At 59.4% G+C, this 14328-nt stretch carries 17 protein-coding genes; 3 read left to right on the forward strand and 14 right to left on the reverse strand.

Going from position 1 to position 14328, the window contains the following annotated elements; translation table 11 throughout:
- Positions 1-26: 26 nt before the first annotated feature.
- The 4 genes from ACX3YD_RS07830 to puuE all read right to left on the reverse strand — a co-directional run bounded on the left by ACX3YD_RS07830 (position 27) and on the right by puuE (position 3172).
- Complete coding sequence (locus ACX3YD_RS07830; protein WP_007988150.1) at positions 27-530, reverse strand: ureidoglycolate lyase; 504 nt, start codon at positions 528-530, stop codon at positions 27-29.
- 117 nt (positions 531-647) lie between these two features.
- Complete coding sequence (gene alc / locus ACX3YD_RS07835) at positions 648-1643, reverse strand: allantoicase (protein ID WP_047531665.1); 996 nt, start codon at positions 1641-1643, stop codon at positions 648-650.
- Between the two features lie 90 nt (positions 1644-1733).
- Positions 1734-2249 (reverse strand): 2-oxo-4-hydroxy-4-carboxy-5-ureidoimidazoline decarboxylase, encoded by a 516-nt coding sequence (uraD, locus tag ACX3YD_RS07840; protein ID WP_103402576.1) that lies wholly within the window; start codon positions 2247-2249, stop codon positions 1734-1736.
- On the reverse strand, positions 2246-3172 hold the full coding sequence (gene puuE / locus ACX3YD_RS07845) for an allantoinase PuuE (protein ID WP_458959604.1): 927 nt from the start codon (positions 3170-3172) through the stop codon (positions 2246-2248). The genes uraD and puuE overlap by 4 nt, the downstream gene beginning before the upstream one ends.
- Before the next feature lie 434 nt (positions 3173-3606).
- Between puuE and uraH the strand changes: the two genes are divergently transcribed.
- Entirely contained in the window at positions 3607-3960 is a 354-nt protein-coding gene (gene uraH / locus ACX3YD_RS07850; RefSeq protein ID WP_103402578.1) for a hydroxyisourate hydrolase, read from the forward strand.
- 186 nt (positions 3961-4146) lie between these two features.
- Here uraH and ACX3YD_RS07855 read toward each other — a convergent pair whose 3' ends face one another.
- The 3 genes from ACX3YD_RS07855 to ACX3YD_RS07865 form a co-directional block, all read right to left on the reverse strand.
- Entirely contained in the window at positions 4147-4773 is a 627-nt protein-coding gene (locus ACX3YD_RS07855) for a LysE family translocator (RefSeq protein ID WP_047531655.1), read from the reverse strand.
- Between the two features lie 72 nt (positions 4774-4845).
- The gene (locus tag ACX3YD_RS07860; RefSeq protein ID WP_047531652.1) at positions 4846-6195 is read right to left on the reverse strand and encodes an NCS2 family permease; all 1350 of its coding nucleotides are present in this window, start codon (positions 6193-6195) and stop codon (positions 4846-4848) included.
- Between the two features lie 297 nt (positions 6196-6492).
- Positions 6493-6939, reverse strand: coding sequence for a MarR family winged helix-turn-helix transcriptional regulator (locus tag ACX3YD_RS07865; RefSeq protein WP_458959605.1), 447 nt, complete (start codon positions 6937-6939; stop codon positions 6493-6495).
- A gap of 82 nt (positions 6940-7021) precedes the next feature.
- Between ACX3YD_RS07865 and ACX3YD_RS07870 the strand changes: the two genes are divergently transcribed.
- Positions 7022-8188 (forward strand): aminotransferase-like domain-containing protein, encoded by a 1167-nt coding sequence (locus ACX3YD_RS07870; RefSeq protein WP_458959606.1) that lies wholly within the window; start codon positions 7022-7024, stop codon positions 8186-8188.
- A gap of 76 nt (positions 8189-8264) precedes the next feature.
- Here ACX3YD_RS07870 and ACX3YD_RS07875 read toward each other — a convergent pair whose 3' ends face one another.
- From ACX3YD_RS07875 to ACX3YD_RS07895, 5 genes are all read right to left on the reverse strand, one after another.
- On the reverse strand, positions 8265-8636 hold the full coding sequence (locus ACX3YD_RS07875) for a glutathione S-transferase N-terminal domain-containing protein (protein WP_103402581.1): 372 nt from the start codon (positions 8634-8636) through the stop codon (positions 8265-8267).
- Positions 8637-8739: 103 nt separating this feature from the next.
- Complete coding sequence (gene folE, locus ACX3YD_RS07880; protein ID WP_024076633.1) at positions 8740-9285, reverse strand: GTP cyclohydrolase I FolE; 546 nt, start codon at positions 9283-9285, stop codon at positions 8740-8742.
- Between the two features lie 77 nt (positions 9286-9362).
- Entirely contained in the window at positions 9363-9920 is a 558-nt protein-coding gene (locus ACX3YD_RS07885) for a Smr/MutS family protein (RefSeq protein ID WP_047531639.1), read from the reverse strand.
- Between the two features lie 87 nt (positions 9921-10007).
- Entirely contained in the window at positions 10008-10328 is a 321-nt protein-coding gene (locus ACX3YD_RS07890) for a hypothetical protein (protein WP_458959607.1), read from the reverse strand.
- Between the two features lie 131 nt (positions 10329-10459).
- Positions 10460-11050 carry a cysteine hydrolase family protein gene (locus tag ACX3YD_RS07895; protein ID WP_047531636.1) on the reverse strand — a complete coding sequence of 197 codons (591 nt, stop codon included), beginning with the start codon at positions 11048-11050 and terminating at the stop codon, positions 10460-10462.
- Between the two features lie 239 nt (positions 11051-11289).
- Here ACX3YD_RS07895 and prmB point away from each other — a divergent pair, with 239 nt between their 5' ends.
- Positions 11290-12198, forward strand: a complete 909-nt coding sequence (gene prmB / locus ACX3YD_RS07900; protein WP_458959608.1) for a 50S ribosomal protein L3 N(5)-glutamine methyltransferase — start codon at positions 11290-11292, stop codon at positions 12196-12198.
- 129 nt (positions 12199-12327) lie between these two features.
- Here prmB and ACX3YD_RS07905 read toward each other — a convergent pair whose 3' ends face one another.
- Both ACX3YD_RS07905 and ACX3YD_RS07910 read right to left on the reverse strand, forming a co-directional pair.
- Positions 12328-13119 carry a hypothetical protein gene (locus ACX3YD_RS07905; RefSeq protein ID WP_103402585.1) on the reverse strand — a complete coding sequence of 264 codons (792 nt, stop codon included), beginning with the start codon at positions 13117-13119 and terminating at the stop codon, positions 12328-12330.
- A gap of 139 nt (positions 13120-13258) precedes the next feature.
- The gene (locus tag ACX3YD_RS07910; RefSeq protein ID WP_103402586.1) at positions 13259-14212 is read right to left on the reverse strand and encodes an alpha/beta hydrolase; all 954 of its coding nucleotides are present in this window, start codon (positions 14210-14212) and stop codon (positions 13259-13261) included.
- Positions 14213-14328 lie beyond the last annotated feature (116 nt).

Raw genomic sequence — 14328 nt, forward strand, 5'->3', positions numbered from 1 at the left:
CTGTTGTCGAGTGATCAGACCTTCTCTTATTGGTGGGGGGCGAGGATCAAACGCTCATCCTCTTTGAAAAAATGCTCATCGCAGTTATTGCCTGTGCCACTGCGATCAACCACCAGGAAGTCATCCCGCTTTTCGATCGTCAGCACCGGGTGGTGCCAGACGCCGCGATGGTAATTAATGCCCTGCCTGCCGTTGGTGACGAAGGCGCGGACCAAGCCTGATACAGGTTCATCGCCAAGTGGCGCGACCACGATCAGAAAGGGGTTGCCGAGCAGCGGAATGAACGCCTGGCTGCCCAGCGGATGACGCTCCAGCATGCTGACGGTCAGCGGCATGTCCTGCGCGTCGGCGCGGAAAATGCTGATGATCGCCTTGTCCTCTGGCGTGGCGGTTTCCACCGTCGCCAGTTTGTGGAAGCGCATGGTCGAACCGTTGTTGATCATGAAGTGATCGCTGCCGTCGGTTTCGATCACGTCACCGAAAGGGGCGAAGGCTTCTTTGGTCAGCGGTTCAATCGTCAGTGTGCGCATGCTGTTCTTATCCGAATTCTGTGTTGTTGGTTCTGTCGTCATCGCTGGCAAGCCAGCTCCCCTATTTGGAATGCATTTCCGTGTGGGAGCCAGCCTGCTGGCGATTGGGTTCAATGCTTATTTAGCGACCTTGCCCAAGACACGCAGGCGGCTCACACCACCGTCCGGGAACACGTTCAGGCGGATGTGGGTGATCGGGCCCAGTGCCTTGATCTGCTCGGCGAAGGTGTGTTCGGCGTGCATTTCCAGCTTCTGGCTTGGCAGCAGTTCGCGCCAGAACAGCGACTGGGTTTCGATCTGGCTGTCGGTACCGCCCTTGACGAAGGCGCCCTGGATCGAGCAGCTGTCCGGGTAGTTGCCCTTGAAGTGCAGGGTATCGACGATGATTTTCTCGATTTCGCCCGGGTGGCCCAGTGCGACGATCACCCAGTCATTGCCCGGTGTACGGCGACGCGCGGTTTCCCAGCCGTCGCCCATGTTGATGCCACGGCCCGGGTTGAGGATGTTGCTCATGCGACCGAAGTGTTCGTCGGAGCAGGCGAGGGCGCGGCCACCGTTGAGGGCTGCAGCCAGGTCGACTTGCTCGTTGTCGCCAACAGCGGACCAGTCACGGAACGGAATGCCGTACACGCGCAGACGGGCTACACCGCCGTCCGGGTAGATGTTGAAACGCAGGTGGCTGAAGGCCTGGTCGTTGTTGATTTCGTGGTAGTGGTGGCTGTTGCCTTGCAGTTCGACGGCGGACAGCACTTCAGTCCACTGTGTGTTTTCGTCTGGCTCGCCTTCGGCCAGGAAGCAGGCTTCCAGGGAGGCCGACGGCGGGAAGTTGCCGGTGAAGAATGAAGTGTCGATGTCGACGCCTTTGATCGAGCCCGGCACGCCCAGGCGGATCACTGCGCTGTCATAGCCTTCGAAGCGCTTGCGGCGCGATTCCCAGCCGTCCATCCACTTGCCGTTGTCATCGAACACGCCCTCCTTCCAGACGGCCGGGGTCGGTTGGAACAGACGATTGGCGTCTGCGAACCAGTCATCGGTGACCGAGATGATTTTGGTGCCCAGGCGGGCGTCGGCCAGGTTGACGAACTTCTCGAAAGGTACGGCGTAAGCTTTCATTCTTCTTGTCTGCCTTTAATAAGTTGGCTTGGGATGCTCTCGGGGCCCTGGGAAACGCAAGCGTTCATGAGGTTTCTCGGGCCAGGATCGCTATAGGGTCAGTAATCGGAACAGGGCGATCTTGTTGATCTCCGCCAGCGCGCACTTGAATTCGGTGTCGACCGGGTTGTGAATGCGCGTTTCGAACGCCGCGAGGATCTGATGCCGGTTGCTGCCTTTTACCGCCATGATGAAGGGAAACTTGAACTTGGCTTTGTAGGCGTCGTTCAGCTCGGTGAAGCGCTGGAACTCTTCGGCCGTGCATTGGTGAATACCGGCGCCAGCCTGTTCATGGGTGCTGGCTTCGGTCAATTGGCCCTGGACGGCGGCTTTGCCGGCCAGGTCCGGGTGAGCGTTGATCAGGGCCAGCTGGCTTTGCTGATCAGCACTCAACAGGATGTCGCTCATGCGCTGGTGCAGGGTTTCGATCTCGTCGATCGAAGCGTCCTGGCCGAGCTCGAAGGCTTTTTCGGCCACCCATGGCGAATGTTCGTAGATATCGGCGAACACGCTGACGAACGCGTCGCGGCTCAGGGTCGATGGCTTGATGGATTGAAAGGTGCTCATTTGGCAGCCCCTTGGTATGGATGGGTTGCTTGCCAGTGGCGTGCAATGTCGACGCGACGGCTGAACCACACCTGTTCATGACTTTTAGCGTATTCGATAAAGCGCTTGAGCGAGGCCAGACGCGCCGGACGGCCAATCAGGCGGCAGTGCAGGCCGATCGACAGCATCTTCGGAGCGTCGGCGCCTTCGGCGTACAGCACGTCGAACGCATCTTTGAGGTATTCGAAGAAATCGTCGCCCTTGTTGAAGCCCTGGACCTGGGTGAAGCGCATGTCGTTGGTGTCCAGGGTGTACGGGATCACCAGGTGCGGCTTGCCGGTCGGGTTGTTCGGTTCCCAGTAGGGCAGGTCGTCGTCGTAGGTGTCGCAGTCGTAGAGGAAACCGCCTTCTTCCATCACCAGGCGACGGGTGTTCGGGCCGGTTCGGCCGGTGTACCAGCCCAGCGGGCGTTCGCCGGTGATTTCGGTGAGGATGCGGATCGCTTCGAGCATGTGCTCGCGTTCCTGGGTTTCATCCATGTACTGGTAGTCGATCCAGCGGTAGCCGTGGCTGCAGATCTCGTGGCCGGCTTCGACCATGGCGCGGATCACGTCCGGGTGGCGCTGGGCGGCCATGGCCACGGCGAAGATGGTCAGCGGAATGTCGAATTCCTTGAACAGTTTCAGAATCCGCCAGACACCGGCACGGCTGCCATACTCGTACAGTGATTCCATGCTCATGTTGCGCGCGCCTTGCAGTGGCTGCGCCGAGACCATTTCAGACAGGAAGGCTTCGGATTCTTTGTCGCCGTGCAGGATGTTGCGCTCGCCGCCTTCTTCGTAATTGAGCACGAAGGACAAGGCGATGCGGGCATTGCCCGGCCAGTGTGGATGAGGAGGGTTACTGCCGTAACCGATCAGGTCGCGTGGGTAGTCAGCGCTCACTGCAGTCTTCCTTCTTATTCGTGGCTGTCAGGGTGGTGTGGCGTGCCTGAAGTGGAAAGACAGGCTGGCGTCACAGCGATGGGCTGATTGTATACAACTTTATATTCACTTTGTAAGCCTGATTTTTTGCATTTTTCATTAACGGTCATCTTTCCGCGCGCTTGATCCCATCCTGCAAGAAACCTGCCTGATTGGTCAGCTAATGGCTGGAGAGATCAACCAGCCTGCGGTTTGCCAGTTAACCGCCGGGAAATCCATGGAGGGCGCTGCTTGCCGTAAAAATGTCGTTTTTATTGTGTACAATTTTTTTGAAAAGTGTCTTAATCAATCGCTCGCCGCAGCTTTTCGTGCTCCGAAACGGTGCGGTCTCCTTTTCAACTGACTTCGGGAGGCGCGAGGTCTGACTGCTCCACGCAGCCAGGCGCGCAGAATCAATGGGACGTTTGACTACACATGTTTTGGACGCTGCACATGGCTGCCCGGGCAGCTCGATCAAGGTCGAGTTGTACCGTGTTGAAGGTTCGCAGCTGGAATGGGTCGCCAACGCGATAACCAACAGCGATGGCCGTGTCGATGCACCGTTGTTGCAAGGTGATGACTACCGCACCGGGGTCTACCAGATTCAGTTCCATGCGGGCGATTACTACCGCGCCCGTGGCGTTCAACTGCCGGAACCGGCGTTCCTGGATGTGGTGGTGCTGCGTTTTGGCATTTCTGCGGAGCAGGACCACTATCACGTGCCCTTGCTGATTTCGCCCTACAGCTATTCCACCTATCGCGGCAGCTGATCCCCCAAGCAGCTGCCTCAACCTGGAAGCGACTGCGCATATAGCTTCTTTGGTCTTTCGCCCGCTCACACTGCGGGCTTTTTTTCGCCTGGAGGAAAGTGGTGCCTGTGCTGGCGCTTTCGCCGGCGAGCCAGCTCCTACAAGTCATTCGCACGACCTGTGGGAGTTGGCTTGCCCGCGAAGCTCTTAACGGCTGAGTAGGGAAGCAGCCCCCGCGCCACTGAACAACCCGGCACTGATCCGGTTAAACCAGCTCTGTCCCTTGCCACTGCGCAGATACCGCGCCGCGCCATGGGCACCCAGCCCGTAAGCCAACTTGCACAGCAGGTCCAGCACGGTCCACGTGGCAATCATCACCAGCAACTGCGGGAGGAACGGCTGTTCGGCGCTCAAGAACTGCGGCAGGAAAGCGGCGAAGAACAGAATGTCTTTCGGATTGCTCGCACCCAGCATGAAGGCACGCCCGAACAGGGCACGAAAGCGTGGCACCGGGGCCGCTTGGGGCACTTCGGCACCATGGGACGGTTGACGCGATTGCTGCCAGCTCTGCCAGGCGAGATAGAACAGGTACAGCGCTCCGACGATCTTCAGCGCGCTGAACAATTGCTCCGACGCCAGCAGCAGCGCGCCCAGACCCAGCGCCGAAGCGCTCAGCAGGCCAATCGAGGCCATCACGCCACCGAGAAAGGCCGGGTAGGAACGCACCAGGCCGTAATTCAAACTGTTGCTGATCATCAGCAAAGACAGTGGCCCCGGTATCAGGATCACCACCAGCGCAGCGCCGCTGAACAGCAGCCAGGTTTCCAGACTCATCACTTTCCTCCATTTGCACAAAAGCCTCACCCGACGGGGTGAGGCTGGTTTGAAGCGCGTACCGCGTAAGGTCTACAAGAAGATGAACTTGGCGATGAAGATCGCGCAGAGCACCCACAGACTCGCGGAAATTTCCTTGTACTTGCCAGTGCCGGCCTTCAGGACCACGTAGGTGATGAAGCCCAGCGCGATACCGTCAGCGACCGAAAAGGTCAGGGGCATCATGATGGCGGTGACGATCGCCGGAATGCTGTCGGTCGCTTCGTCCCACTCAATGTGCTTCATGCCACCCATCATCAGCATGGCCACGTAAATCAGTGCGCCTGCGGTGGCGTAGGCGGGAATCATGCCGGCCAGCGGGGCGAAGAACATGGCTGCAATAAATAGCACACCTACGGTCACTGCGGTAAGACCAGTCCGACCACCAGCCGCTACACCCGCGGCACTTTCCACGTAGCTGGTGACAGGAGGAACACCGACGATCGCGCCGAATACGCTGGAGGCGCTGTCGGCTTTCATGGCGCGGGAGAGGTTTTCGATGCGGCCATCGGCATTGACCAGGTTGGCGCGCTGCGCCACGCCCATCAAGGTGCCGGCGGTGTCAAACATGTGCACGAAGAGGAAGGCCAGCACCACACTGATCATGCTGACGTTGAACACGCCGGCGAGGTTCATTGCCATCCAGGTCGGGGCCAGGCTCGGCGGTGCCGACATGATCCCTTCGTAATGCACCAGTCCCAGGCCCCAACCGGCCAGGGTCACGGTGATGATGCTGATGAGGATCGCGCCGAACACTTTGTGGTAGCTGAGCACGGCGATCATCAGAAAGCAGATGGCGGCCAGCAGCGGGCCAGGCTCGCGCAGGGAACCGAGCTTGATCAGCGTGGCTGGACTGTCGACGATGATGCCGGCGGTTTTCAAGCCGATCAGCCCCAGGAACAGGCCCACACCCGCACCCATGGCGAAGCGCAGGCTCACCGGAATGCTGTTGAGCAGCCATTCGCGCACGCGCGAGAAGGTCAGGATCATGAACAGCACACCGGACACGAACACCGCACCGAGGGCGGTTTCCCAGTTGTAGCCCATGGTGCCGACCACGGTGTAGGTGAAGAAGGCGTTCAGGCCCATGCCCGGCGCCAGGCCGACGGGCCAGTTGGCGTACAGGCCCATCAGCAGGCAACCCAGTGCGGCGGCGATGCAGGTGGCGACGAACGCCGCGCCGTGATCGATCCCGGCGTCGGCCATGATGTTGGGGTTGACGAAGATGATGTAAGCCATCGTGATGAAGGTAGTCAGACCGGCAATCAACTCGGTCTTCACCGTGGTGCCATGCAAGCTGAGTTTAAAGATGCGCTCCAGCCAGCCATTGCGTAAAGGCGGCGAGAGATCCAGCGTCGATGCTTCGGATTTGCGGCTTTCCACAGCGAATACTCCTCAAGAGTTTTATTGTTATTTCCAGGGCCGGACCCGAGAGGGTGGCTGCGGCCCTTTGAGGCACTTGCGAATTTGTTGACTGCTTGGTCAGGAACTCGCACGAGGTGGATTATGCTTTTGTGTACAAATAAAGCAAATATTGTTTTTTATTTTGTGGACGAAAAGTTTGGCAATAGGGATATATGGCCTTCGCGGGCCTCATTGCCAGCAGGCTGGCTCCCACAGGTTTTGTGCTCACCACAAATCACGGTGGGAGCCAGCCTGCTGGCGATAAGGGCAGAACAGTCAATCAACAACAGCCTGACTTTTCCCAAGAGCCATATTCACCGCCAACCACCCATTCACCGCCGCTTCCCCGGCGTCGGCAAACACCCGTTCCAGCAATTTCACCTGCTCGCGGCGCAGTGATTGTTCGAAACGCGCCCCATCGTCGGTCAATTCCAGCAGGCGTTTACGCTTGTCGGTCTCGGACGCGACGCTGTTCACCAGATGCATTTCCAGCAGTTGGCGCAATGGCATGTTCAGCGCCTGCTTGCTCACGCCCAGCAAGGCCAGCAACTGCGTCACACTCAAGTTCGGGTAGCGTGCGATGAAAAACACGATGCGTTGGTGCACACGGCTCAAGCCTCGACGCGCAAGCATTTCGTCGGCCTTGGCGGTGAAGGCCTGATAACCGAAGAAAAACGCTTCCATGGCTTGTTGCTGGGATGTCGGGTTTTTAAGGTCAAGCATATTGACGTATCCGCTCGGGCTGACGTAATTTTGGTCAACAAGTTTGACTCATTTCCCTCTGGCCTCGCTACCGGTGATCCCCATGGCTTTTTCCGAACGTGTTTCGCGCCTTAAAAGTTCTCTGATCCGTGAAATCCTCGCCGCCGCCCAGCGCCCGCAAGTGATGTCGTTCGCCGGCGGGTTACCGGCCGAAGCCATGTTGCCCAAGGTCGAATGGGATCAGATGCCGCTGAGCATGGGCCAATACGGCATGAGCGAAGGCGAACCGGCGCTGCGCGAGATGTTGGCCGCCGAGGCCCGGGCGCTGGGCGTGCCCTGCGAGGCGAGCCAAGTGTTGGTGGTCAGTGGCTCGCAGCAGACCCTCGACCTGGCGGCCAAGCTCTACATCGACAAGGGCACCGAGATCCTGCTCGAAGCGCCGACCTATCTCGCAGCGCTGCAAATCTTCCAACTGTTCGGTGCCGAGTGCCTGACCGTGCCGCTGCAAGCCGATGGTCCGGACCTGGCGCAATTGCGCACCCGTCTGGAAAAACACCGTCCGGCGTTCATCTACCTGATCCCGACGTTCCAGAATCCATCGGCTGTGCGCTATAGCGAAGCCAAGCGCGATGCCGTGGCGGCGTTGCTTGACGAGTTCGGCGTGACCCTGATCGAAGACGAGCCTTACCGCGAACTGACCTTCGACGGAGGCAGTGCCACGCCGATCGTCAGTCGCTTGAAGAAATCCAGTTGGATCTACACCGGCACCGTGTCGAAAACCTTGCTGCCCGGTTTGCGCGTCGGTTACCTGATTGCCAGTGCGGATCTGTTTCCGCATTTGTTGAAACTCAAGCAATCGGCTGATCTGCACACCAACCGCGTCGGCCAGTGGCAAGCCCAACAGTGGATTGGCAGCGAAAAATTCCGTGAGCATTTGAGTGAATTGCGCGACTTTTACCGGGAGCGTCGCGATGCGTTTCAGGCGGCCCTGGAAACCCATTTTGCCGACCTGGCGGACTGGAATGTGCCCCAGGGCGGGCTGTTTTTCTGGCTCACTCTCAAGCAGCCATTGGACACCCGAACCTTGCTCCATACGGCGCTGGCCAATGATGTGGCGTTCATGCCGGGCGAGCCGTTCTTCCCGGATCCTGACAACAACCCCGGGCATCTTCGGTTGAATTTCAGCCACATCGACCCGGCGCGGCTGAATGAAGGCCTCAAGCGGTTGGCGGCAGTGGTGCGTCAGGCGCAGGCGGCGCAAGCCGCCTGAAAACCAATAAACCGGCGCAAGGGCCGGTTTATGTTTGCCTGAAGATGTGTGGGGCCGTCAGCCCCGGTGAGATTTTTCAGGCCGCAGCGAAGCGCTTGTCCAGATAGTCAATGATCACCTTGGATTCATACATCCAGGTGGTCTGGCCATTCTCTTCGATGCGCAGGCACGGCACCTTGATCTTGCCGCCTTGCTCCAGCAGGGTCTGGCGATCCTGTTCGTTGTTCTTCGCATCGCGCAACGCCACCGGCACATTCAGGCGGCGCAGGGTGCGACGGGTTTTCACACAGAACGGGCAGGCGTGGAATTGATACAGGGTCAGGTCCTTGGCGGCGCTGTTGACCAGGGCCTGAGCCTCGACCGGGCGCTGCTTCTTGCCGGGGCGAGTGAGAAAGTCGATGAAGATGATCAGTTGGCCAAGGCCGACACGAAGCGCTTTTACGAACACGTTGAAAGCCTCACGGAGCGAAAAATGAAAGGCGCGCAGCTTACCTGATTTTCGCGGACGAAAAAAAACCGGCGATGAATGCCGGTTTTTTTCGTGCTGCGAATTACTTGATGAGGCTGAGGAATTCGCTGCGAGTTGCGGCGTTCTCGCGGAACTCACCGAGCATCACCGAGGTGATCATCGACGAATTTTGCTTTTCCACACCGCGCATCATCATGCACATGTGCTTGGCCTCAATCACCACCGCAACGCCCAGGGCGCCGGTGACTTGCTGGACCGCGTCGGCGATCTGGCGGCTGAGGTTTTCCTGGATCTGCAGGCGGCGGGCGTACATATCGACGATCCGCGCGACTTTCGACAACCCCAGGACCTTGCCGCTCGGGATGTAGGCGACATGGGCCTTGCCGATGAACGGCAGCAGGTGGTGCTCGCACAACGAGTACAGCTCGATGTCCTTGACCAGCACCATTTCGCTGTTGTCGGAGCTGAACAAGGCACCGTTGGTGACTTCTTCGAGCGTCTGTTCATAACCGCGGCAAAGGTACTGCATGGCTTTGGCGGCACGTTTCGGCGTGTCGAGCAGGCCTTCGCGGGAGACGTCCTCGCCCAGTTGGCCAAGGATCTCGGTGTAATTCTGTTCCAGGGACATGAAACTACCTGTGGGATTTTACGCAAAGGGCAAGGGTACGGTGGCGGACACGACGCTGCAAGCATGACGCATCAGCTTTACTCGTCTCGACCTTCCATCATGGTTCGTTTGAGCATCACATACACGGCACCGGCGCCGCCATGTCTGGGTTGGCACGAGGTGAAGCCAAGTACCTGCGTATGCTGGCGCAACCACGTGTTGACGTGGCTTTTGATCATTGGCCGCTTACCGTCCAGGCGCACGGCCTTGCCGTGGGTAACGCGCACGCAGCGGATTTCGAATTTGGTCGCTTCGGCCAGAAAGGCCCAGAGGGTTTCCCGGGCCTTTTCCACGCTCATGCCGTGCAGGTCGAGGCTGCCTTCGAACGGAATCTGGCCGATCTTGAGCTTGCGCATCTGGCTTTCCTGCACACCGTCGCGCGCCCACATCAACTCGTCTTCCGGGCCGACATCGATGACGAACTGATCGGAGAGTCCGTCGACGGTGGTGGCGTCGGTGCGCACGGTGGCGGCCTGACGCAGCTTGGCGATCTGCGCGCGGTCAGCCTTGGGTTTGCCGGTTTCGGCGCGATCGTGCTTGATCGGCTTGACGCCTTGGATCGCACTTTTGAACAGGGAAAAATCGTCGTCTTGCATGTCAGCCTCCGCGAAGGGCGGCCAGTTTACCCAACTCCAGGCGAATGGGCGCGCGACAAAACACGCGCGTTCGATGTGAGCGCGGGTTCAGTCGTGTTTTTTCATCAAATGCGGGGACATGGCCAGCTCTCGCGACTGGCGCGAGCGACGACGGCTACGACGCCAGAGCCACACGCCGAGGTACAGCACGAACAGGCCAATCGCCAGAATCACCGCCGCACCGGCGCGGTTGGTGTTCATCTCGCCCAGGGCGGGTGCGTGGCCGAGCAGGCTGGCGATACCGGCCATGGCGAGTAACACACCGGACATTGCCAGCAGCGCGGCAAACGCCGCGCCGATTCGAAAACGCCAGTTGCTTTGGCCTTTGGGCCGCAAGCGGCGAGCGTCAAAACCATCGGATAACTTCATTCCGACCTTCCTCAATGGGTATCGGCCCTTCGACCGGGAGTTGACCGGGTTGTTCCTGAGGCTAAGACAATTACGGCTAACGAGAGGCTTTTGCGGATGAGCGGCGGTATAGACCGCTCATTGAGCGTCGATCAGATCAGTTCGCGGGTCAGGGCGAGGGTGGCGAAGTTGTCTGCCATGATCGCCATTTCGGTCTGCTGGACGTGCTCGGCGCTCAGGACGCCGCCCTTGTAGGGCAAGTCGCGGGTGGCGCAGGCGTCTTCCACAAGGGTGCAACGGAAGCCAAGGTTCTTCGCGGCGCGTACGGTGGTGCTGACGCTGGAGTGGCTCATGAAACCGCAGACAATCAGGTCGAGGGCGCCCAGATCCTGCAGGCGTTTTTCAAGTGGGGTGCCGTGGAACGCGCTCGGCAGCAATTTGCCGATGATGGTTTCGTCGCCCTGTGGCTCCAGCCCCGGGATGAACTCGCCGCGTTCGCCTTGCGGGTCGAACAGGCCACCCACGGTGCCGAGGTGGCGCACATGCACGATCGGGCGGCCGGCGGCGCGGGCAGCGCCCAACAATTGCTTGATGTTCGCGACGGCAGCGTCCATGCCACTCAGGGCCAATGGACCGTTGAGGTATTCTTTCTGGGCATCGATGATCACAAGCGTCGCATGGCTCAGATTGGCTGCTGCATAACCGCGGCCGCTGAGTTGAAACATCGTTTTTGGAACAGACATTCTGGGGCTCCTTGGAGTGGGGCTTTTGCGACATTGTCCTCTGGCTGAGCGCTTCTGTGAATGGCTACCATTACAAGCGCCGTCGTTACTGGCGTGCAGCGTTGTCAAGTGGTCCGTTTTGTTCAAGACCGAGCGTAAAAAAGAGATTAGTCCTACAACAGCCCCAGTGTTTTTCCTGCGTCGTCGCGGCATCGTTTGACTGATAGAATCGCCCGTCGATTTTTCTGGAGTTTGCCGTCGTGATCACTTCCCGCCTTCGTACCCTGCGTGACCATATTCGTTGGGCCGTCAGCCGCTTCCATGGGGAGGATCTGTTTTTCGGCCATGGCACCGACAACGCCTGGGACGAAGCCCGTCAACTGGTGTTGGGTGCACTGCACTTGCCGTGGGAAATTGCCGACAGCTATCTCGATTGCAATCTGGAAGAAGACGAACTTGTCCACCTGCAACACTTGCTCAAGCGCCGTATCGAAAAGCGCGTCCCGACCGCGTACCTGCTGGGCGAAGCCTGGTTCTGCGGCCTGTCGTTCATCGTCGATGAGCGCGTGCTGATCCCGCGTTCGCCAATTGGCGAGCTGATCGAAAGTCGCTTTACGCCATGGCTGGCCGACGAGCCTGCGCGAATTCTCGACCTGTGCACCGGCTCCGGCTGCATCGGCATCGCCTGCGCTTACGAGTTCCAGAATGCCGAAGTGGTGCTGGCCGATCTGTCGTTCGAAGCGCTGGAAGTGGCCAACCAGAACATCGAGCGTCACGGCGTCGATGAGCGGGTCTACACCGTGCAAGGTGATGGTTTCGATGGTTTGCCGGGGCAGCGTTTCGACCTGATCGTGTCAAACCCGCCTTACGTCGATGCCGAGGATTTCGCCGACATGCCGGACGAATACCAGCACGAACCGGAGCTGGGCCTGGCCTGCGGTGAGGATGGTTTGAACCTGGTACGGCGCATGCTCGCCGAAGCGGCCGATCACCTGACCGAGAAGGGGTTGTTGATCGTCGAGGTGGGCAACAGCCAGGTACACGTCGAGGCGTTGTACCCCGAAGTCGATTTCGCCTGGCTGGAATTCGAGCGCGGCGGGCATGGCGTGTTCATGCTGTCGGCTGAACAGTGCCGGGATCATCAGGCGCTATTCGCCTCCCGCATCTGATTCTTGTGTAGGAGCGAGCTTGCTCGTGATGGACGTCAACGATAACGCGTGTTTTCAGGTTAAACACATCGCTCTCAAGTTCATCGCGAGCAAGCTCGCTCCTACAAGGGGCGTTGCGGTCTCAGACCATCAACGGTGCGTCGCAATCCAGATCAACAACCCCGCCTGAAACACCGCAAACGCCACGAGGCAGGTGATGGTGAATCGCAAGCCGGCGTCTTCACGCTTGTACTTGCTGACCTTTTCTTCGTGTTTCTTGAGTTTGACTTCCTGCTCGGCCAGGTTCTGCTCGGCTTGCTGCAGCATCTGCGCCGCCTCGAGAATTTCCACGATCTGCAGTTTTTCCGTGTTCCAGTCACCCGACAGGTCGCCGACCTGGACTTCCTTGACGCTGCCCTTCAAATGCTGGGCGTCGGCGTAAACCACATCGAAACCGTGCACCCGCAAAAAGTGGTCGCGACGCAGGCGGGTGTCTTCGTTCAGCGCATCCTTGTTGTTCAGGTCGGTGCCGTCGACGGTGTAGCCGGGCCATCGCTTCTTCGCCCAGGTGATGCCCTGGGCCGCCATGAAGCGACCGATACCACGGTTCATCGGTTCGATTTGCAGGCCGCTGTCCGGCCCGAAATGCACGCGCTTTTCGCTGTGGTCGACCCACACGTCCAGATGATTCTGTTCCTTGCGCACGCGTTGGCCGGGCAGGGTGATGCTCATGCGCATCAGGCTGCGCTGCTTGTCGTTGCGCTCGGCATAACCGAACTCGACAAAGCGCAGGGGGCGCCCGCCGGTGTTGCGGTCGGTCTGCAGCGGCGCCAGACGGAGCATCTTGTGGTGCTCGACGTGAACGTCCGCCCAAGGCAGCTCGACCGCTGGCGGTGCGTCTTTTTCAGCGGTGGTGTCGGGTGAAGTCTGGGTATCGGTCATAACGGCGAGATCCTGTCCAAGCTCTGCTTGCCGCCAGCCAGTGCGCTGGCGACAAAGGCTTATCGGCCGTTTTTTTCAAGACTGGAGGGCGACGAAGCGTTCTCGAGCGGTTTTCACGCCACAATGTCGTTTAAAGCGCTTAACGGGTGCGAATTGCGTCAATAAACCCGAGGATTCGAGTGCCCAGTTCGGCCGCCAGGGGCAATTGCGGATCTCTATAGGAAGCCAATTGCCGTTTTACGTCGTTGGGCACGATGCGCATGACGTGGTTCATGCCTTCGATGAGTGCCAGTTCGGCGTCCGGTTTGGCAGCCTTGAGCATTTTGGCGTCATTGACGCCGACCTGAATATCGTTGCTGCCCTGGATGATCAACGCCGGCATTTTCAACTTCGCGAACGCCGCCGCAGGGTCCTGGCGGAACAGCGAAATCAGGTACGGCTGCACGCTCGGGCGGAATATCGCCTGCAAGGGCGGTGGCACGTTATCGTCGGTTTTCCCGGCCTTGAGGCTGTCGAGCAGTTCGTTACTGCGCAGCATCAATGGCGGCGGCAGGTGATTGCTCAGTTGTTGGCGCACCACTTGATCGATCGGCCGGGCGCTGCCGGACAAGGAAATCACTGCGGCCGCATCGACACTCGGCGCCGCGAGACTGGCGATCAAGGCGCCTTCGCTGTGCCCCAGCAAAATCAGCTTGCCGAAACGCGGATCGTCCTTGAGCTTGCGGCCCCAGGCTTGGGCGTCGGAAACATAGGCGTCCAGCGTCAGGTTGCGCTCGTCAGGGGTCGCCGCCAGGCTCGCCGCAACGCCGCGTTTGTCGTAACGCACGCTGGCGATGTTGTGTTTGGCCAGCACCCAGGCCAGCCGTTTCAGGCTGTCATTGCGCCCGCCGTCTGGGTTATTGCCATCTCGATCGGTTGGGCCGGAGCCGGAAATGATCAGGACAACTGGCACAGGCGTGTCGGACTTGGGCAGCAGCAGCGAGCCGAAAAGCTCTCCGCTCCCGGTATCCAACGTGATCGGCCGTTGCAGGACGGTGGCCTGGACGAAACCGGTAAACAGGGTAAGGCTCAAGGCTAGAACTCGCAGCATCATCACGCCATCATGAACGAAGATGCCGGTTGGACTCGCCGACACCCATAAGGTTCGAGGATGAACTACTTGGGTAGCCTGCGTATACTGGCGCGCATTACGTATTCAGGTTCATTTCA

The sequence above is a fragment of the Pseudomonas fluorescens group sp. PF-1 genome, from assembly GCF_054481335.1.